We start from the raw sequence: 20168 nt of genomic DNA, 5'->3' as shown, positions 1-20168 counted from the left end.
GCCTCCGGCCGCCGCCCGGTTTGCGCCGGGCGCGCAAAAGCAAACACCCCGCCTCGGCGGGGTGTTTGCTTATGAAGCGTCGCAACGACGCAGCGCGTCAGCCCTGCTTGTTGCCGCCGAACATGCCGGCGATCTGCGACAACGAGCCGAGCACGTTCGACGGGTCGACCTGTGCCTGGCCATCGGCCGGCACCGCGCCGTCCGGCGTCGCGTGGTTGACGACGTGCGGCAGCACTTGCGCGAGGACGGTCGAGGCCGTCGACGGATCGACACCGAACTTGCTCGCAAGCGCACCGATCGCATCCGAGCCCAGCACGTTCTGCAGGGTGTCCGGCGAGATCGGCTGGTTCTGGCCGGTGCCGACCCACGAGCCGATGATGTCGCCGGCGCCGCCGGCCTTGAACTTCTCGATCAGGCCATTCAGGCCGCCCGGCTGGTTGTTGATGAATTCGAGCGCGGTCGTGATCAGCGCGCTTTGCGAGTTGCCGCCGGCCTGGCCGCCGAGCAGACCGCCAACGATGTCGAGGAGACCCATGGTTCTTCACCTTTACCGATAAGGGCGCCACGTCGTGGGCGCCCGTTGAACGAATGCCGCGCGCACGCCGTCGCGCGCGCGGCGCACATCAGGCGCCCGACGCCGCGGCGGCGGAGGCTGCCTTGTCCTTCTTGCTTTTCTTCTTCGAACCCTTCGTCGCTTTTGCCGACGAGGCCGCGGCCGGTGCGCTCGCACCCGCGTCGGCGGATGCCGCCGCCGCTGCGGCCGCTTTTTCCTTCTTCGTCGTGCGCTTGGCCTTGGCCGGCTTCGCCGCCGCATCCGGCGCGCTTGCCGCCGGTGCCGGTGCGGTGGCCGTCGTGCCGGCCGTCGCGGTCGTGGACGTCGACGCGGTGCCGGCCGACGTCGTTGCCGAGGTCGTCGCAGCCGGCTTCGACAGCTTCACGCCCTTCGGTGGCGTCGACGAGCCGCCGATCGTCAGGCCATTTTCCTCGAGATGCCCGACCGATTTCGTGCCGAGGCCCTTGACGCGATTCGCGAGATCGTCCGCGTCCTTGAACGGGCCGTTCTTGGTACGTTCGTCGATGATCGCCTTCGACTTCACGGGCCCGAGACCCTTCACGGATTCGAGCGCGGCCTGGTCAGCCGTGTTGACTTCGACGGCTGCGGCAAGCCCTGCGGCGAGCGACAGCGATAGCGCGACGAACAGCATCAGCAGCTTTTTCAGCATGGCAAAGGCTCCCTGGTTCTGACGGATGAATGGCTGTTGCAACGGACGGCGGGCGACGCCCGGCCGGGCGTCGCCGTTAAGCATAGGACAAATGCGTGCCCTTTTTAAGACAGGCTGACCGAATCTTGCTGAAGGCTTGCGACGCTGTAAAGACCGAAACCTTCGCCGGGTGGCGGTTTTGACCATTCTTTACGGTGTCGCCGGGGTGTCGCCGAGTGTCGCTGAAGATCGCCGCACTGGCTGTTCGACAGGGCTTGACTTAGAGTGAACTCTAACTCCTAACCTTGTTCCTGCCATGTCGAAAACCGTGACCCAACCTTCCTCCGCCTCCGCCGGCCCGCTGACGATCGGCCAGGTCGCCGAAATGACCGGCCTGTCGACGCATACGCTGCGGTACTACGAGCAGGCCGGCCTGCTGCGCGCGATTTCGCGCACGGCGGCCGGGCACCGGCTCTATGCACCGGCCGACCTTGACTGGCTGGCCTTCGTGATGCGCCTGAAGGCGACCGGCATGCCGATCGCGCAGATGCAGGCGTTCGCGGCGCTGCGCGCGCAAGGCGAGTCGACCTTCGGTGCGCGGCGCAGCCTGCTCGTCGCGCATCACGACGCAGTGCGCGCGCATATCGCGGAGCTGCAGGCGAGCCTCGATGTGATCAGCGACAAGATCGTGAACTATGAGGCACAGGAGCGGGATATGGCTCGACGGGCAAGACCTTCTCACTCTCTATCGGAACAGGACGGACACAATGGAACGACTCGTTGAAGACCGCTACACGCGCGGCTGGAACAAACTGAAGGAAATCGACGGCGAAGTGGGCGAGCGCGTGATCGCGGCGCTCGCGCCGATCGCGCCGGATTTCGGGCGGCTCCTGGTCGAGTTCAGCTTCGGCGACATCTATAGCAGGCCGCAGCTCGACCTGAAGGCGCGAGAAATCGCGACGATCGCGGCGCTGGCCGCGCTCGGCAATGCGCAACCGCAGCTGAAGGTGCATATCGAGGCCGCGCTGAACGTCGGCTGCACGCGCGACGAGATCGTCGAGGTGTTCATGCAGATGGCCGTGTACGCGGGGATGCCGGCCGCGCTCAACGCGCTGTTCGCCGCGCACGAAGTGTTCACGCGGCGCGATGAAGCGGCCGGCAACGCGGCAGACGCGAACGAAGCGGCCGGGCAGCCCGCATGACGAAGTGCCCGCCGGCGCGTCACGCGCGGTGCGGCGCGACGATCCGGTGCTTCGCGATGCGCCGGTACAGCGTCGCGCGCGAGATGCCGAGCGCCAGCGCGGCCGCGTCGGGCCGCCAGCGATGCGCGGTGAGCGCCGCGACGATGCGGCTGCGTTCGTCGTCGGGCAGCGTGCCGGGCGACGTGCCGCCAAGCTGCGTGGCGATATCGGCCGGTAGATCTCGCCGCGTCACGCACGCAGCGTCGCACACCGCGCACGCATAGCGCAGCACGTTGCGCAATTGCCGCACGTTGCCGGGCCACGGATACGCGGCGAGCTGTTCGGCGAGCGTCGCATCGAGCGTCAGCACGTGGCCCGTGGCCTGCGCTTCCTCGGCGAATACGGCGGCGATCACGTCGCGCACGTCGGCACGCTCGCGCAGCGGCGGCAGTTCGAACGTCGCGCCACTCAGCCGGTAGTACAGATCCTCGCGGAACGTGCCGTCGGCCACCATGCGCGCGAGATCGCGGTGCGTCGCGCAGATCACGTCGAGATCGACGCGTACGGGTGTATCGCTGCCGAGCGGCACGACTTCGCCATCGGCGAGCACGCGCAACAGGCGCGTCTGCAGCGCGAGCGGCATGTCGCCGATTTCATCGAGGAACAGCGTGCCGCCGTCGGCGAGCGCGATCTTGCCGCGCGCGCCGTGCTTGCGTGCGCCGGTGAACGCGCCGGCCGCATAGCCGAACAGTTCGCTCTCGATCAGCGCCTCCGGGAGCGCGCCGCAGTTGACCGCGACGAACGGCCGCGTACGCCGCGCGCCGGCATCGTGGATCGCGCGCGCGAATACTTCCTTCCCCGCACCGGTTTCGCCGAGCACGAGAATCGGCAGCCGCTTGCTTGCGACACGCAGCGCGAGCTCGGCCTGCTGCGCGATATGCGCATCGCTGCTTTGCAGAAACGGCGTCAGCGCGCCGACGTGGCGTTGCGCGCTTCCCGGGCGGCGCGAGGCCGTTCCGGGCTCGCGGCCGGTGCGCCGTAGCGGCGCACGCAGCCGCGCATAGAGCGGCGCGCCGGTCGCGCGCAGCCGCAGCGCGACGATCGCATCGAGCCGCGCGGCATCGCGCAGCGGCATTTCGGTCGCGTCGAAGATCTCGTCGATATGGCGCGGTTCGCGCAGTGCCGGCAGTGCGTCGCGCGCCTGCCGGTTCGCGGCGACGATGTTGCCGCATTCGTCGAACGCGATCAGCCACTCGGGTTGCGCTTCGACGTAGTGACGATTCGGATGACCAAACAGGATCCAGTGCTGCGCGGTGCTGTGCACGAAGTAGCCGTCCTCGATCAGCGCCGCGCTCTGCCGCACGAGCTGATAGACGAGACGCTGGCTGTCGCGGCCGTCGGGCGAATGAACGGCCGACGCGTCGAGCACGCCGATCAGCTCGCCAGCCGGCGAGAAGATCGGTGCCGCGCTGCAGGTGAGCGTCGTGAAGGCCGCACGAAAGTGATCGGTCTTGTGCACGGTGATCGGCGCGAGATCGGTCAGTACGTTCGCGACGCCACAGGTGCCTTCCTCGCTTTCCGACCAGCACGAGCCGATGTGCAGCCCCGCATGGCGGAAGTCGTTGCGGCGCTCGCGGTCGATCCGGTAGTCGATCGTCACGCCGTGCGCGTCGGTCAGCATCACGCAGTAGTCCGCGACGCGGATCATGTCGTGCAGCCGCGTCAGGCACTGGCCCGACGCGCGCAGGAAGGCCTCCTCCTTGTCGCGTACTTCGCGGAGCTCGGCCGCGGTCAGCACGCGCGGGCCGATCGATGAAGCGGGGTCGAGCCTGTAACGCTCGAGGGACCGCTGCCACGAGGACACGAGGCGCGTGGAGTCGGCCGGCGCGGGCAGGCGTCCGGCGAGCGCACCCAGCACTCGGTCGGCGTGCTGGGCCTGGGGGACGGCGTAGGGCATGGTCGGCTCCGGTTCCGTACGGCGGGGATGCGATGTTCTTGTAGCACATCCCGTTCGACGGATCACACTGCATCGCAGCACGCGGCGGGCCTGAGACGTTCGTCTCACGGTATCGCGGGCTGTCTCGTGTCGTTGAGACGCGTGCATGGGCGACTGGTGGAGATCGTCCGGCATGACGCGGCCTGCGCGGCGCCGCGACAGGGCGGGGTTTGCAGGCAGGGCGGTGCGCTTGCACCGGCGTCACGGCGGCCGTTTCGTCGTATCGACGCCGTGAGACGAGCGGGCCGAACGGCCGCGCACTTCGCCCTTCCGGCAACGAATCCGAAACACCGGCATCCCCGCCGCGTCAGCATTCACAAGGGTTTCACGTTCATCGCAGGCATGGTGGCACGCCGCTTGCAGAGATCACGGGCAAGTCGGCGCGGCTGCGTCGACGACGATCCGCCGCCCGGCGATGGCAGCGGACGAGACAGGCAGGACCTCGGCACGCCAACGCGCCGCGGCCGGCCAACTGGATGGAGACGAACCCGTGACGATGCCCGTTACCGTCGGCGTGATCGCGAACCCCGCATCGGGGCGCGATATCCGCCGCCTCACGACGCATGCCTCCGTGTTTCCGACGGCGGAGAAGGCGAACATGGTCGTGCGCCTGCTGGCCGGCCTCGGCGCGATGGGTGTCGAGCGCGTGCTGACGCTGCGCGACCGTACGGGCATTGCGACGCTGCTGCTGCGTGCGCTCGACACGCACCGTGCGGTCGCGCCGCACGAGCGCTGGCCCGAGGTCGAGTTCGTCGACCTGCCGATCACCGACAGCGTCGCCGATACCCAGGCCGGCGCCGCGTACCTGCACCGGATGGAAGTCGCGCTGATCGTCGTGCTCGGCGGCGACGGCACCCATCGCGCGGTTGCCGCGCACTGCGGCGCGACGCCGCTCGTCGCACTGTCCACCGGCACCAACAACGCATTTCCCGAACATCGTGAAGCCACCGTCGCCGGCGTTGCGGCAGGCCTCGCCGCGACCGGCGCCGTGCCGGCCGACGTCGCGTTCACGCGCAACAAGCGGCTCGTCGTGCGCTGCGTGGCGGGCGCGCAGCCGGGGCGCGAGGAGATTGCGCTCGTCGACGTGTGCGCCGCGCGGCAGCGCTTCATCGGCGCCCGCGCGATCTCGGGGTCCGACGACATCGATTCGCTCTACCTGACGTTTGCGGAGCCGGACGGGATCGGCCTGTCCGCGCTCGGCGGCGCGTGGGCGCCGCTCGAACGCAGTGCGCCGCACGGGCTCGCGATGCGCTTCGCGGCCGAAGGCGAGACGGCCGGCACGCCGCTCGTCGCGCCGATCGCGCCGGGCCGCGTCGATCGCGTCGTGATGCGCAGTTGCGAGCGGCTCGAGCCGGGTGCGTGGCAGACGATTCCGTTCGAGCACGGCACGCTCGCGTTCGACGGCGAGCGCGAGATCGAGGTCGCGCGCGGCGATCGCTACGAGATCTCGCTCGACTGGCGCGGGCCGCTGACGGTCGACGTCGGCCGCACGCTGCGCTACGCGTCGTCACGCCAGTTGCTGCGCGATGCAGGCGACTGGCGCTATTGACGCCCCGCTTTACCGCGTGACATTTCGGCATCCACAACGATCGACAAGGAGACATCGCCATGACAGCCCCACTCGAAGGACAGGTCGCCATCGTCACGGGCGGCGCGCGCGGCATCGGCCGCGGCATTGCCCTGACGCTTGCCGGCGCGGGCGCCGACATCCTGCTGGCCGACCTGCTCGACGACGCACTCGACGCCACCGCGCGCGAGGTACGCGCGCTCGGCCGCCGGGCGGCGGTTGCGAAGATCGACGTCACGCAGGCCGCGCAGGTCGACGCGATGGTTGCGCAGGCGCTCACCGACCTCGGCCGGCTCGACATCCTCGTGAACTGCGCGGGCGTGATCAGCATTCATCCGGTTGGCGAGCTGACCGAGCGCGACTGGGATTTCGTGATGGACGTGAACGCGAAGGGCACGTTCCTCGGCTGCCGCGCGGCGCTCGCGCCGCTGAAGGCGCAGGGCCGCGGGCGGATCATCAACGTCGCGTCGATCGCCGGCAAGGAAGGCTTCCCGAATCTCGCGCACTACAGCGCGTCGAAATTCGCGGTCGTCGGCTTCACGAACGCGCTCGCGAAGGAGGTCGCGCGCGACGGCGTGACCGTCAACGCGATCTGCCCCGGCATCGTGCGGACCTACATGTGGGACCGGTTGTCCGACGAATGGAAGGCCGACGGCGAATCGGTCGAGGCGTCGTGGCAGCGGCACCAGTTGACGCTGATTCCGCAAGGCCGCGCGCAGACGCCGGAAGACATGGGCCGGCTCGCGCTGTTCTTCGCGACGATGGACAACGTGACGGGCCAGGCCGTGAACGTCGACGGCGGCTTCACGTTCCACTGACGGCCGCGGGCCGTGAAATCCGTCGCCACGGCCCGGCCGCGGCGGCATTCGCAGTCAGACCTACTCAGGAGACACACATGACCGCTTTGACACAGCTCAGCAGGGACACGCTGCTGGACGCCTACCGGCTGATGCGCACGATCCGCGAATTCGAGGAGCGCCTGCACGTCGAATTCGCGACCGGCGAGATTCCCGGCTTCGTTCACCTGTATGCGGGCGAGGAGGCGTCCGCGGTCGGCACGATACTGCACCTCGGCCTCGACGACTACGTCGCGACCACGCACCGCGGCCACGGCCATTGCATCGCGAAGGGCGTCGACGTGCACGGGATGATGGCCGAGATCTACGGCAAGAAGACGGGCGTCTGCCACGGCAAGGGCGGCTCGATGCACATCGCCGACCTGGCGATGGGGATGCTCGGCGCAAACGGGATCGTCGGCGCGGGCGGACCGCTCGTCTGCGGTGCGGCGCTCGCGGCGAAGCACAGGAAGACCGGCGGCGTCGGCGTGTGCTTCTTCGGCGACGGCGCGTCGAACCAGGGCGTGATCTTCGAATCGATGAACCTCGCGTCGGTGTGGCGGCTGCCCGCGATCTTCGTGGCCGAGAACAACGGCTATGCGGAAGCGACGTCGTCGAGCTGGTCGGTCGCGACCGACAACATCGCCGATCGCGCGAACGGGTTCGGGATGCCGGGCGTGATCGTCGACGGCTTCGACTTCTTCGCGGTGCACGAAGCGCTCGGCGAGGCCGTCGAGCGTGCGCGCAACGGTGGCGGGCCGACGCTCGTCGAGGTGAAGTTCACGCGCTATTTCGGCCACTTCGAAGGCGATGCGCAAACCTATCGCGCACCCGGCGAAGTGCAGAAGCTGCGCGACGAGAAGGACTGCCTGAAGCATTTCGAAACGCGCGTCGTGCGGGCCGAAGCGCTGACGACCGCCGACCTGCGCGCGGTCGATGCCCAGGTGAAGGCGCTGATCGACGATGCGGTCGCGCAGGCCAAGACCGCGCCGGTACCCGACGCGGCCGACCTGCTGACCGACGTCTACGTGTCGTACCCGTGAGCGCCGCCTGACACTGCGGCCGACACGGCGAACCGAACATTCCAGGAGACAGACATGGCAAGGAAGATCACTTATTCGCAGGCGATCAACGAAGCGCTCGCGCAGGAAATGGCGCGCGACGACAGCGTGATCGTGATGGGCGAGGACAATGCAGGCGGCGCGGGCGCGCCGGGCGAGGACGACGCGTGGGGCGGCGTGCTCGGCGTGACGAAGGGCCTGTTCCACAAGTTTCCGGGCCGCGTGCTCGATACGCCGCTGTCCGAGGGCGGCTACATCGGCGCGGCGGTCGGCGCTGCCGCGTGCGGGATGCGGCCCGTCGCGGAGCTGATGTTCATCGATTTCATGGGCGTGTGCTTCGACCAGATCTTCAACCAGGCCGCCAAGTTCCGCTACATGTTCGGCGGCAAGGCCGTGACGCCGGTCGTGATCCGCGCGATGTACGGCGCAGGCCTTCGCGCGGCCGCGCAGCATTCGCAGATGCTCACGTCGCTGTTCACGCACATTCCGGGGCTGAAGGTCGTGTGCCCGTCGACGCCGTACGACGCGAAGGGGCTGCTGATCCAGGCGATCCGCGACAACGATCCCGTGATCTTCCTCGAACACAAGCTGCTCTATACCCGCGAAGGCGATGTGCCGGAGGAGTCCTATGCGATTCCGTTCGGCGAAGCGAACGTGATGCGCGACGGCGACGACGCGACGATCGTCACGTACGGCCGGATGGTGCATCTTGCGATGGACGCTGCCGCGAAGCTCGCGAAGGACGGCATCCAGGTCGACGTGATCGACCTGCGCACGACGTCGCCGCTCGACGAGGACACGATCCTCGAAAGCGCGGAGCGCACCGGGCGCGTGGTGGTCGTCGACGAGGCGAACCCGCGCTGTTCGATCGCGACCGATATCGCCGCGCTCGTTGCGCAGCGCGCGTTCCATGCATTGAAGGCGCCGATCGAACTCGTGACCGCGCCGCATACGCCCGCGCCGTTCGCAAGCGTGCTGGAAGACCTGTATATCCCGTCCGCCGATGCGATTGCGCAGGCGGTCCTGAAGACGAGGAGCTGACACGATGTCGATTCACATGATCACGATGCCCAAGTGGGGGCTGTCGATGGAGCAGGGGCAGGTCAACGGCTGGCTGAAGTCGCTCGGCGAACGCGTGACGAAGGGCGATGAAGTGCTCGACGTCGAGACCGACAAGATCTCGTCGGGCGTCGAATGCGCGTTCGACGGCACGCTGCGCCGGCAGGTCGCGCAGGAAGGCGAGACGCTGCCGGTCGGCGCGCTGCTCGGCGTCGTCGCGGCCGCCGACGCGAGCGATGCCGACATCGACGCGGCGATCGCCGAATTCCAGCGCGATTTCGTGCCGAGCGCGAGTTCCGACGAAGCCGCGGGCCCGCAGCCCGAAAAGGCGCAGATTGGCGGCCGCACGATCCGCTTCCTGAAGCTCGGTGACGGTTCGGGCACGCCTGCGGTGCTGATCCACGGCTTCGGCGGCGACCTGAACAACTGGCTGTTCAATCACGCGGATCTCGCCGCGCACCGGCCGGTGTGGGCGCTCGATTTGCCCGGTCATGGCGAGTCGGGCAAGGCGGTCGAGACGGGCAGCCTCGACGAGCTGGCCGACGCGGTGCTCGCGCTGCTCGATGCGAAGGGCATCGACAAAGCTCACCTGATCGGCCATTCGATGGGCGGTGCAGTCGCGATGACGGCGGCCGAGCGCGCGCCGCAACGCGTCGCATCGCTGACGCTGATCGCGAGCGCCGGGCTCGGTACCGACATCAACCGCGCTTACATCGACGGCTTCGTTGCGGGCAACAGCCGCAACACACTGAAGCCGCACCTCGGCGCGCTGTTCGCGGACAACGCGCTGGTCACGCGGCAGCTCGTCGAGGATCTGGTCAAATACAAGCGGCTCGAAGGCGTGCAGGCCGCGCTCGAGAGGATCGCGAATGCCGCGTTCGACGGCGCCGCGCAGCGGCGCGTGTTCCGCGACCGGCTCGCGACGCTTGCGCCGCGCACGCTCGTCATCTGGGGCGAGCGCGACCAGGTGATTCCGGCGCAGCACGCGCAGGGTTTGCCGGAAGGCGTGCGGGCCGAGGTGATCGCCGGCAGCGGGCACATGGTGCAGATGGAGGCGGCCGCCGACGTGAACCGCCTGATCGTCGCGTTTCTCGGAGACTGACGATGGCCGCCGCGCTCGAACGACCCAGCCTCACGGCGCTCGGCCAGCCGGGCGCGAGAAGCCGTGACAAGCTCGCGCGCATTCCGGTGCGCGTCGAGCCCGCGGCCGGTGCGTCGTTGCCGAAGCCGCCGTGGCTGCGCGCGCGGCCGATGATGAGCGCGGCGGTCGCCGACGTGGCGGCCGTGTTGCGCGAGCATCGGCTGCACTCCGTCTGCGAGGAGGCGATGTGCCCGAACATCGGCGAATGCTTCGCGCAGCGCACGGCGACCTTCATGATCATGGGCGGCCTGTGCACGCGGCGCTGCCCGTTCTGCGACGTTGCGCACGGCCGTCCCGAGCCGCTCGACGCCGACGAGCCCGCGCGGCTGGCGGATGCGGCCGCGGCACTCGGGCTGCGCTACGTCGTGATCACGTCGGTCGACCGCGACGACCTGCGCGACGGCGGCGCCGCGCATTTCGCCGCGTGCATCGCGGCGGTGCGCGCGAGCGTGCCGGGCATCGGCGTCGAAGTGCTGACACCGGACTTCCGCGGCCGCGTGACCCGCGCGCTCGATGCGCTGTCGACGGCCTGGCCCGACGTGTTCAACCACAACATCGAGACCGTGCCGTCGCTGTATCGCGCGGCGCGGCCGGGCGCCGACTATCGCGGCTCGCTCGAACTGCTCGCGCAGGCGAAGCGGGCACGGCCGGGACTGGTGACGAAATCGGGGTTGATGCTCGGGCTCGGCGAGTGCGACGACGAAGTGCGCGACACGCTGCGCGACCTGCGTGCGCATGACGTCGACGTGCTGACGCTCGGCCAGTACCTCGCGCCGTCCGCGCACCATCTGCCGGTGCGGCGATACGTCAGCCCGGACGCGTTCGCCGCGTGGCGCGACGAGGCGCTGTTGCTCGGTTTCAGGGAAGTCGTCGCCGGCCCGCTCGTGCGATCGTCGTATCACGCGGCCGACGTGCTGGAGGAGACGTAGCGGGCAGTGCGTCAGGCGGACGTGGAAGCGGCGGCATGCGCATGACTGACGCGGCGCAGGTACAGCACGAGCCCGGCGCCCGCGAGCATCAGGCTGATCGTGTTCGCGAACCAGAAGCCACGCGCGCCGGTCAGCCACGCGGGCGCGATCCCGCCCACGTCGAAGCCGAGCACGTAGCCGCCGCTGAGCCCGACGCCCCACAGCGCGACCGCGTAGATCACGGTCGGCACGACCGCGACCTTGTACGCGCGCAGCACGAACGCCGACGTGACCTGCAGCGCGTCGAAGACGTGGTAGCACGCGACGATCGCGACGAGCGGCATCGCGGCCGCGGCGACGGCCGGGTTCGGCGTATAGCCGCCGATGATCAGCGGGCGCAGCACGAACACGAGCAGGCCGTAGGTCGCGGCGATGCCGCACGCGAAGATCACGCTGTGGCGGCCGAGCAGCCGGGCTTCCTCGGGGCGTCCGGCGCCGAGCGCGCGCGCGACCAGCGTCGACGCCGCCACGCCGATCGACAGCGGCGTCATGTACAGCACCGCGCCGATGTTGCCGGCGATCTGGTGGCCGGCGAGCGTCGTCGTGCCGAACTGCGCGATGAACAGCGCCATGCACGTGTACGACGTGACCTCGATCAGGTACGACAGGCCCATCGGCACACCGAGTTTCAGGATCGCCTTCTGGCGTTCCCAGACCGGCCAGCAGAAGCGCGAGAAGATCGCGAGCGGCGCGAACACGTCGAGCTTCGCGAGCAGCGTGTAGCCGATCAGCGCGAGCGCCCAGTTGATCAGCGTGCTCGCGAGCCCGCAGCCGGGGCCGCCGAGGGCCGGCACGCCGAACCCGCCGAAGATGAACCACACGTTCAGCGGAAACTTGAGCAGCAGCGCGCCGATCTGCAGGATCATCGCGAGGCGCGGCTTGCCGGCCGCGTTGGTCAGCGCGTTGTAGATGCGGAAGACGAGGCTGGCGGGCAGCCCGTAAGACAGGATGCGCAGGTAGTCGACGGTGCGGTCGTGCAGCGCGGCGGGCGTGTGCGCGACGCGCAGCAGCGGTTCGGGAAAATGCAGCAGGAGAAAGCCGGGCACCGCGAGCAGCAGCGCGAGCCACAGCGCCTGGCGCACTTCCTCGCCGATCTCGGCATAGCGGCGCGCGCCGTACAGCTGCCCGGTGATCGGCTGCAGCGCCGACAGGATGCCCGTCAGGCCGATATAGATCGAAATGTAGATCGACGAGCCGAGCCCGAGTGCGGCCAGATCGACGGCCGAATAGCGCCCGACCATCGCGGTGTCGATCACGCCGAACGCGATGATCGCAAGCTGGCCGACGAGCACCGGCCATGCGAGACCGACGATCCGGCGGATGTCGCCGAACATCGTCAATCGGCCGGCTGGCGGCGCGGCGGACGCCGCTTGACGGGCGTCTTCGGCCGTTCGATGCGCTCGTACAGGCGGAAGCGCTCGTCACGGTCGGCGGCGCGGCGGCCTTCCCACACGAGACGCCACACGTATTGCGACATCGAGCTCGGCTCGCCGAAGTCCGAGCGGTCCTGGCGCAGGATCACGTCGCAGTCGCCGGAAAAGTCAAAGCGCATGTTGCCGAAATACGCGAAGGTCGCGATCTGCGCGTCGCCGAGCCGCACCGGCGAGATGCACTCGTAGTCGGACGGCAGGTGCACGGCGATCTGCTGCGCGACGTCGCGATAGGTCCGGCCGTAGTTGACGATCGGCAGCCACAGCGTCATCAGCAGCACCCACATCAGCGTGGTGCCCGCACCCGACAGCACGACGCTGCGCCACAGCACTTTCGGCTGCCGCGAGATGCGCCAGCGCACGAGGAAGCACCAGCACACGGTGGCGATCACCGCGCAGATGAACGACAGGATCTTGAAGTGCGGCTCGTAGCCGGGCACGAGGCGGGCGAGGTTGCGCGCGAGCGGATGCGGGAAGCCCGTGAGCGAGGCGAGCCACACGAGCCACACGAAGGTGCCGAGGATCGTGAAGCTCAGCACCGCGAACCAGTCGATCGCGTTGATCGCGCCGCGCTTGAGGGTCGGCAGCGCGAACGTCGCGAGTACCGCGAGCGGCGGCAGCAGCAGCATGTACATGCGGTTCGACTGCTGGCTCTGCAGAATCACGAGCGCGACGAGCGGCACGGCGACCGACAGCGGAATCGCGACGTGCGCACGGCGGCGCATGCCGGCCCAGCTCCACCATGCCCAGATCGCGAGCGGCCATGCGGGCCACGTGAACAGCGGGAGGTTCTTTGCCGCATAGCCGAGCACGGCGGTCGGCGGCCCCGAAAAGCGCATCAGGCTGCCGTGGATCCACTGGTTGAAGAACCATGCGGCGTCGTCGGGCGCCGCGACGAACGCGGCCAGCGGCCACAGCGCGAAGATCGCGGCCGCGAGCGGTACGCCGACCAGCGGCAGGCGCAGGTTGCGCATCTCGGGCGTGACGAGCCACAGCACGGCCGTGCCGGCGAGCAGGGCGACGACCAGGACCGGATTGCCGGACAGTGCGACGAGGCCCATCGCGAGGCCCCACCACAGCGCGCCCTGCATCGGCTTGTCGATGCTGCGCACGATCCCGTACACGAGCATCGCGATCCACGCGAACTCCGCAAGCTGCGGCGTCGTTTCATGCCCGCGCTCCGCGAGGCCGAAGCAGGCGACGAGCACCAGCAGCGCGCCATCGGCGAGCGTGCGGCCGTAGTCGCGCGGCTCGGGCTCGCCGCCGAATGCGTATTTGAACGGCTGGACCTCGGCACGCCGGCCGAGCAGGTAGGCCGCGTACCAGACGAATGCGCACGCGACGCAGAACAGGATGCCGGTATCGACGCGCGACGCGTTGCTCGCGTCGACCCACGGGCCGAGGCCGCGGATCGACAGCGCGCCGAGCCAGTAGCCGAGCGGCCCGTCGGTCGTGATGAACTTGCCGACCAGGTTCGGCAGCAGCCAGTCGTGCCAGCCGCCCTTGGCCATCGTCCACATCACGCCAAAGCCCGCCGCGTCCTCGTTCTTCCACGGGTCGCGGCCGAACAGGCCGAACGCGGCGTAGACGAAGCAGAGCGTGAGCAGCAGCCAGCGCGGTAGCGCGCGCGTGGCGGAGGCGGTGAGACGGACGACAGGCTTCATGCAGATGAGCGATTTGTTATGGGCGGGTGGCCGGCGCGGATGCGCGCGGTCGAGCCGGTTTCGAGCATCCGGCATTGTAGACGCGCCCGCTGTTGCGCGTCAGGTCGATGCCCGGGCGCCGGCTGGCGCCTGCCGGGCGAGCAGAGACAAAAAAGGGCAGCCTGGGCTGCCCTTTTGTGCGGTACCGGTGCAATGCAACCACCGGATGCAGTGCGAAGCTTACTTCGCCTTGCCGCTGGCGCGAACGCCGAACTTGTTCTTGAACTTCTCGACACGGCCTGCCGTGTCCATGATCTTTTGCTGACCCGTGTAGAACGAGTGCGATTCCGACGACACTTCGATCTTGGCGAGCGGGTAGGTCTTGCCGTCGAGTTCGATGTTTTCGCGCGTCTGGATCGTCGAGCGCGTGATGAACTTGAAGCCGTTCGACATGTCTTGGAAGACGACTTCGCGGTAGTTCGGGTGGATGCCTTCTTTCATGGTCTTTCCTTGGTGAGAGCGGTAGCCAACCCGCCGCTTGTCGTACCGGAACGCGCACATTGCGCAAACCAGACCACGCCAAGCCCGGCGCGAGCCACTTGCCTAAGGTCGAAAAACGGCGATTATGCCAGAAAATCAGATGGTTGACGAATAATTTTCACGGTGCGTCGAGCGCGCCGGTGCCCGCCGGATCCTGCCGGTAGTAGCGCGCGAGCAGCCGGTACAGCTCCGGAAATTCGGACTCGAACGCTTTCGGCCGGACGAACAGCGCTTCGCTGCATACCGCGAAGAATTCCGACGGGTGGTCGGCCGCATAGGGATCGATCAGCGAATCCCGCTCGAAGCGCGCCCACGCACGGTCCGGCACCGCGTCGACGCGCGCGCAGAACTGGTCGTACGCGTGTTCGAACACGTCGGCCCAGGCCTGCGCATCGAGGTGCGGTGCGTGCCAACGCCGAAATAGGGGCGGATAGCCATCGGCCGCGCCGTTGACCATGTCGATCTTGTGCGCGAACTCGTGGATCACGACGTTGTATGCGTCGTGGCCGTCCGTCATCTGCGCGTCTTCCCAGGACAGGATCACGGGGCCGCCTTCCCAGGCCTCACCGCTCGCATCCTGCTCCACTTCGTGCACGACGCCGTCCTCGTCCTGCACCGTCTTGCGGATCACGAATTCACCCGGATACACGACGACGCCGACCCAGCCGTCGTACAGCGACAGGTCGAGATTCAGCACGGGCAGGCAGGCCTGCGCGGCGATCGCGACGATCATCGCGTCTGTCAACTCGAGCCCGTGTGCGGTCGAGAACGATTTCTTCGCGATGAACAGGCTCGTCAGTTCGCGCAGACGGCCGAGCGCGTCGGGCGGCAGTGCCGCGAGAAACGGCAGGCGCTCGACGGTGTCCTGCCACAGCGCGTCGGGAATCGGGTGGCTGCGCAGCGCGCGGTTGCGGCGGCGGTCGTCGAACCAGCGGGTCAGTTTCGAGAGCATGAAGGCGGCTCGCGGAAATCCAAAGCCTGTCTTTTAACTCAATCGATCTCTTTTTGCCATGCCGCAAAGAGGCCGCCGACGAGCGCCACGCCCGCCAGGAAGTAAAAGCCGTCGAGCGACGCGAGGAACGACGCCTGTTGCGCGACCGTGCGCGCGATCGACGCGATCGCGAGTCCGTGCGCCTCGTTCAGCGCGTGGCCGGCGGCGGCATAGCTGCGCGTCAGCGCATCGACTGTCTGCTGGAAGAGCGGGTCGAACACGTTCGCGCGCTCGACGAGCCGCGTCTGATGCACGGCCACGCGGTGCTGTTCGACGATGATCACCGACGACGTCGCGAACGAGATCGTCAGTTGCCGCACGATGTTCTTCAGCCGGTAGCCGTGCGTATATTCGTCGATCGCGAAGATCCGGAACGTCAGGTTGGCCACCGGCAGCACGATGAAGAGCAGCAGCAATCCGCGCAGCAGCAGCGGGACGATCAGCGCGGCCTCGCCGACCTGCGGCGTCATCCGCGTCATCCACAGCGCGGCCGTGATGGCGATCGCGAACCCCGGCACGACGAACCACTTCTTGTGGGTGACGAGTTTCGCGTAACGCAGGTAAGCGAACAGCGCGGTGGCCGAAATCAGCGACATCGTGCCCACCAGCCGCCCGGCGTTCTCGACCGGATAGCCGAGCCCGCTTTCGAGAAAGCGCGACGTCAGGTAACTGAAGCCCGTCGACTCGTAGTAATAGAACATGTAGAGCAGCAGCCCGACCTGGAACGTCCGTTCGCGGAACGCTTGCAGGCGCACGAGCGGCGTCGGGTGGTTCCACTGGTGATACGCGAACCACGCAAGCGCGCCGATTCCCGCGATCGTCAGCAGGATCAGCATGGGCGAGCCGCTGTAGAGCTGGTAATGCACCTGCTGCAGCACGATCTGCAGCGCGCCTTGTGCGAGCGCGAACACGACATACGGCCAGAAGTGTCCGGAGCCGCGTTCGTCGTCGGGTGTCCGGCCCGAATCGGGCAGCGTGAGCAGCGCGAGGATCGCGAACGCGATGCCGGCCGGCGCCGAGCACGCGAACAGCGCGCGCCACGTCGAATGTGCGACGAGCAGGCCGCCGACGATCGGCGCGAGCGCGCTGCCGAGCAGGATCATGATCAGGAACGCGCGTGTCGCGGGCGGCCGTTCCTGCGGCTTGAAGCTGATCTGGATCAGGATCCGGCACGCGCCCATCATCGGGCCGATGAAATATCCCTGAAAGCCGCGCGCGAATGCGAGTTCGAGCGACGTGTCGGCGAGCGCGGCGGCGATCGCGCCGAACGAGAACATCAGCATGCAGCCGGCGACGTAGCGGCGATGGCCGAGCCGGTCGACCCACCATTGCTGCTGCAGGATGCCGAGCACGGCCGTGACCGCATAGGCACTCGACGACCACACGAGCTCGTCGGGCGATGCGTTGATGCCGCCTGCGATGTAGCTCGCGAAGAACGAGAAGACCGCGTTGTCGAAATAGTCGATGCCGGTGACGAGCGCAAGCGCCCAGGGGAACAGGTCCGCGCGCAGGTTCGCGCGGCTCCACAGCGGCGAGCGACCGGGCATCGCGTTCACTCGCGCGCCTTGCGTGCGCGCCGCGTGCCGGCTTCGGCCTGCCGCTGCGCGATCAGCGCATCGGCGTTTTCGCCGGCAAGGCGCCGATCGACGTAGTCGATGTCGTGCTGCAACTCCTTGCGCAGCGCGACGGCTTCCTTCAGTTCGCGCTGGACGGCCGCGATCCGCCTGTCGAGTGTGTCGATCTGCTCGGCGAGGCCGGTGCGGATGTCGCGCAGCGACGCGTCCGAATAGCGGCGCCGGCCGTCGCCCGTTTCTTCCAGCGGGCGTTTCAGCATTTCCGTGATGCCGTGTAGCGAGAAGCCGAGCGCCCGCAGCCGCAGGATACGCGCGAAGCGCTCGAGGTCGGTCTCGTCGTAGAGGCGGTAGCGGCCTTCGCTGCGCGACGGCGTGACGAGCCCGCGCTCTTCGTAATACTTCAGCGTGCGCGGTGTGACGCCGAGCCGTGACGCCGCATCGCTCACGGTCAACAGCGGGGTGGAGGTGTCGTTCGGCATCGGGGGAGGAACGGGTTTGGGTGATGCCGCGATTATAGATCAACCTGTACGTTCACGTTCAGGTTGATACCGAAAAACGGCCGCCGGGCAGGATGCGCGGGCGGCCGTCTTGTTGGTGCGGGGCGGGGCGATTATCCGCCGCGGCGCATCAGGTCGAAGAACTCGGAGTTGCTCTTCGTCTGGCGGATCTTGTCGAGCAGGAATTCCATCGCTTCGACTTCGTCCATGTCGTGGATGAACTTGCGCAGCACCCAGATCTTTTGAAGGATCTCGGGCTTGATCAGCATTTCTTCGCGACGGGTGCCCGACTTGTTCAGATTGATCGACGGATACACGCGCTTTTCCGCGAGACGGCGCTCGAGGTGCACTTCCATGTTGCCGGTGCCCTTGAACTCTTCGTAGATGACGTCGTCCATGCGGCTGCCGGTTTCGATCAGTGCGGTGCCGATGATCGTCAGCGAACCGCCTTCCTCGATGTTGCGCGCCGCGCCGAAGAAGCGCTTCGGACGTTGCAGTGCGTTCGCGTCGACACCACCCGTCAGCACCTTGCCCGATGCCGGGATCACGGTGTTGTACGCGCGTGCGAGGCGCGTGATCGAGTCGAGCAGAATCACGACGTCGTGCTTCATTTCGACGAGGCGCTTGGCCTTCTCGATCACCATTTCGGCGACCTGCACGTGGCGCGTGGCCGGTTCGTCGAACGTCGAGGCGATCACTTCTCCGGCGACCGAGCGCTGCATTTCGGTCACTTCTTCAGGGCGTTCGTCGATCAGCAGCACGAACAGGATCACGTCCGGGTGGTTCTGCTTGATCGCGTGTGCGATGTGCTGGAGCATCACGGTCTTGCCCGACTTCGGCGACGCGACGAGCAGGCCGCGCTGGCCCTTGCCGATCGGCGCGATCATGTCGATGATGCGGCCCGTGACGTTTTCCTCGCCGCGCATTTCGCGTTCGAGCGACAGCGGCTTGTTCGGGTGCAGCGGCGTGAGGTTCTCGAACATGATCTTGTGTTTCGAGGCCTCGGGCGGCTGCCCGTTGACTTTGTCGACCTTCACCAGCGCGAAGTAGCGTTCGCCGTCCTTCGGCGTGCGGACTTCACCTTCGATGGTGTCGCCGGTGTGCAGGTTGAAGCGGCGGATCTGCGACGGGCTGATGTAGATGTCGTCGGTGCTCGCGAGGTACGACATTTCCGGCGAGCGCAGGAAGCCGAAGCCGTCCGGCAGCACTTCGAGCGTACCGTCGCCGAAGATCGTCTCACCCGTCTTGGCGCGCTTTTTGAGAATGGCGAACATCAGCTCCTGCTTGCGCAGGCGGTTCGCGTTTTCGATCTCCAGGCCATTGGCCATTTCGATCAGTTCGGAGACGTGCAGAGACTTGAGCTCGGATAAATGCATACGGAGAACCCGCCAGGGAGGAGACGACGAAAGAAATAAAGGGAGGAGGGCGAGCGGAAGCGCTCAGAGACTTAAATGCGTCTTGTAGACGTTTTTTAATTCTAGCATAGGCCGATTCGCGCTTGAGCGAGCGATCGGCGGCTTGTCGACGGACGTGTTGCCGGCTGACAACACGTCCGCGGAACTGCCCGTATTACAGGTGGCTGTCCAGGAATGCGGTGAGCTGCGACTTCGACAGCGCGCCGACCTTCTGCGCGGCGGCCGCGCCGTTCTTGAACAGGATCAGCGTCGGGATGCCGCGCACGCCGAACTTCGCGGGCGTTGCCTGGTTGTCGTCGACGTTGATTTTTGCGATCTGCAGCTTGTCGCCGTAGTCCTTCGCGACTTCGTCGAGGATCGGGGCGATCATTTTGCACGGGCCGCACCATTCGGCCCAGAAATCGACGAGCACGGGCTTGTCGGATTTGACGACGTCCTGTTCGAACGATGCGTCGCTGATGTGTTTGATCTGTTCGCTCATTGGGTCAATACCTCTTACGGTTCGGGGACTGCCTGCTTGCGCGTTGCGGCGAACCGGCTGCCGTTGGCTGCCGGCCGCTGCGGCAGGTCACTCCGCTCTCCGGAAAGGAGGGGTGTAAGCGCTGCATGCCGCGGCTCGCGGGTCGTTCGGGCGTCATATTAGCCTAAATTGCTATCTGCTGCGGGCGGCGATAGTAGCCGCTACGCGAGTAGGGGTACGACGCGACGTTCGACCATCGTGTCCAGCAGGTGGAGGCCGGCTCGCAAATTACAAGGGGTGGACGCGCAGGCCCTTCGCGTCGGGAGGGCTTCGTGGAGCCCGATGTGCGTCGGTTTGTCTGGTCAAATTCGCTTTGGTGCGAACAAACGGTCGCATTCATCCGGAAGCGGTGATAGAATATGCCGTGACGGGCCTCCTCGCATGGTGGGGCGGTGAACCTGGTCAGGTCGGGAACGAAGCAGCCACAATCGTTTTCCGCCAGTGCCGAGGGTCGGGCTCGTCACCTTCCTTCTCGCCCCGTTCGCCGGGCGTTTTTTATTTCTGCACCACACTCCGTTTTACCTGCGCGTTGCCTGTCTTCCGCACC

The 20168-nt window shown here is 67.4% G+C and carries 19 protein-coding genes and 1 other RNA gene; 9 read left to right on the top strand and 11 right to left on the bottom strand.

What is annotated here, in order from left to right; translation table 11 throughout:
- Positions 1–97: 97 nt before the first annotated feature.
- Together FFS49_RS03690 and FFS49_RS03685 are read right to left on the bottom strand one after the other, a co-directional pair.
- A complete protein-coding gene (locus tag FFS49_RS03690) occupies positions 98–535 on the bottom strand; it encodes a YidB family protein (protein WP_039366939.1) in 438 nt (145 codons plus the stop codon).
- Positions 536–623: 88 nt separating this feature from the next.
- A complete protein-coding gene (locus tag FFS49_RS03685) occupies positions 624–1223 on the bottom strand; it encodes a helix-hairpin-helix domain-containing protein (RefSeq protein ID WP_105818550.1) in 600 nt (199 codons plus the stop codon).
- A 295-nt stretch (positions 1224–1518) separates the two neighbouring features.
- On the opposite strand from FFS49_RS03685, the gene FFS49_RS03680 reads away from it, so the two are divergent.
- Both FFS49_RS03680 and FFS49_RS03675 read left to right on the top strand, forming a co-directional pair.
- Complete coding sequence (locus FFS49_RS03680) at positions 1519–1986, top strand: MerR family transcriptional regulator (RefSeq protein ID WP_039366933.1); 468 nt, start codon at positions 1519–1521, stop codon at positions 1984–1986.
- Positions 1970–2404, top strand: a complete 435-nt coding sequence (locus tag FFS49_RS03675) for a carboxymuconolactone decarboxylase family protein (protein ID WP_071334593.1) — start codon at positions 1970–1972, stop codon at positions 2402–2404. The genes FFS49_RS03680 and FFS49_RS03675 overlap by 17 nt, the downstream gene beginning before the upstream one ends.
- A gap of 19 nt (positions 2405–2423) precedes the next feature.
- On the opposite strand, the gene FFS49_RS03670 is transcribed toward FFS49_RS03675, so the two are convergent.
- On the bottom strand, positions 2424–4340 hold the full coding sequence (locus tag FFS49_RS03670) for a sigma-54-dependent Fis family transcriptional regulator (protein ID WP_105818549.1): 1917 nt from the start codon (positions 4338–4340) through the stop codon (positions 2424–2426).
- Between the two features lie 529 nt (positions 4341–4869).
- On the opposite strand from FFS49_RS03670, the gene FFS49_RS03665 reads away from it, so the two are divergent.
- From FFS49_RS03665 to lipA, 6 genes are all read left to right on the top strand, one after another.
- On the top strand, positions 4870–5928 hold the full coding sequence (locus tag FFS49_RS03665; RefSeq protein WP_105818548.1) for an NAD(+)/NADH kinase: 1059 nt from the start codon (positions 4870–4872) through the stop codon (positions 5926–5928).
- 59 nt (positions 5929–5987) lie between these two features.
- Positions 5988–6764: an SDR family NAD(P)-dependent oxidoreductase gene (locus FFS49_RS03660; protein ID WP_105818547.1), complete on the top strand. Its 777-nt coding sequence runs from the start codon at positions 5988–5990 to the stop codon at positions 6762–6764.
- Positions 6765–6841: 77 nt separating this feature from the next.
- Complete coding sequence (locus FFS49_RS03655; RefSeq protein ID WP_105818546.1) at positions 6842–7825, top strand: thiamine pyrophosphate-dependent dehydrogenase E1 component subunit alpha; 984 nt, start codon at positions 6842–6844, stop codon at positions 7823–7825.
- Between the two features lie 54 nt (positions 7826–7879).
- Entirely contained in the window at positions 7880–8884 is a 1005-nt protein-coding gene (locus FFS49_RS03650) for an alpha-ketoacid dehydrogenase subunit beta (protein ID WP_089440244.1), read from the top strand.
- Positions 8885–8888: 4 nt separating this feature from the next.
- Complete coding sequence (locus FFS49_RS03645) at positions 8889–10004, top strand: acetoin dehydrogenase dihydrolipoyllysine-residue acetyltransferase subunit (RefSeq protein WP_105818545.1); 1116 nt, start codon at positions 8889–8891, stop codon at positions 10002–10004.
- Between the two features lie 2 nt (positions 10005–10006).
- On the top strand, positions 10007–10972 hold the full coding sequence (lipA, locus tag FFS49_RS03640; protein ID WP_105818544.1) for a lipoyl synthase: 966 nt from the start codon (positions 10007–10009) through the stop codon (positions 10970–10972).
- 11 nt (positions 10973–10983) lie between these two features.
- Here lipA and FFS49_RS03635 read toward each other — a convergent pair whose 3' ends face one another.
- From FFS49_RS03635 to trxA, 8 genes are all read right to left on the bottom strand, one after another.
- Positions 10984–12345, bottom strand: coding sequence for an MATE family efflux transporter (locus tag FFS49_RS03635; protein ID WP_046197067.1), 1362 nt, complete (start codon positions 12343–12345; stop codon positions 10984–10986).
- Positions 12346–12347: 2 nt separating this feature from the next.
- Positions 12348–14180 (bottom strand): UDP phosphate-alpha-4-amino-4-deoxy-L-arabinose arabinosyl transferase, encoded by a 1833-nt coding sequence (locus tag FFS49_RS03630; RefSeq protein ID WP_105818543.1) that lies wholly within the window; start codon positions 14178–14180, stop codon positions 12348–12350.
- Positions 14181–14324: 144 nt separating this feature from the next.
- Complete coding sequence (locus tag FFS49_RS03620) at positions 14325–14585, bottom strand: type B 50S ribosomal protein L31 (RefSeq protein ID WP_006753671.1); 261 nt, start codon at positions 14583–14585, stop codon at positions 14325–14327.
- Positions 14586–14742: 157 nt separating this feature from the next.
- Positions 14743–15576, bottom strand: coding sequence for a M90 family metallopeptidase (locus tag FFS49_RS03615; protein WP_071334585.1), 834 nt, complete (start codon positions 15574–15576; stop codon positions 14743–14745).
- A gap of 38 nt (positions 15577–15614) precedes the next feature.
- On the bottom strand, positions 15615–17171 hold the full coding sequence (locus FFS49_RS03610) for an MFS transporter (protein ID WP_105818542.1): 1557 nt from the start codon (positions 17169–17171) through the stop codon (positions 15615–15617).
- Positions 17168–17668 (bottom strand): MerR family transcriptional regulator, encoded by a 501-nt coding sequence (locus FFS49_RS03605; RefSeq protein ID WP_039360302.1) that lies wholly within the window; start codon positions 17666–17668, stop codon positions 17168–17170. Before FFS49_RS03605 ends, FFS49_RS03610 begins: the two co-directional genes overlap by 4 nt.
- A 131-nt stretch (positions 17669–17799) precedes the next feature.
- Positions 17800–19062 (bottom strand): transcription termination factor Rho, encoded by a 1263-nt coding sequence (rho, locus tag FFS49_RS03600; protein WP_006478662.1) that lies wholly within the window; start codon positions 19060–19062, stop codon positions 17800–17802.
- Between the two features lie 193 nt (positions 19063–19255).
- Complete coding sequence (trxA, locus tag FFS49_RS03595; RefSeq protein ID WP_006402348.1) at positions 19256–19582, bottom strand: thioredoxin TrxA; 327 nt, start codon at positions 19580–19582, stop codon at positions 19256–19258.
- Positions 19583–19987: 405 nt separating this feature from the next.
- Between trxA and ffs the strand changes: the two genes are divergently transcribed.
- An RNA gene (ffs, locus tag FFS49_RS03590) (signal recognition particle sRNA small type) lies at positions 19988–20086 on the top strand.
- Positions 20087–20168 lie beyond the last annotated feature (82 nt).

This window comes from Burkholderia sp. 4NA327C6 (assembly GCF_005502655.1).
Classification (GTDB): Bacteria; Pseudomonadota; Gammaproteobacteria; order Burkholderiales; family Burkholderiaceae; genus Burkholderia; species Burkholderia contaminans.
Note: the sequence above shows the minus strand (reverse complement) of the source record. Positions and strands in the feature narration are given on the sequence as shown.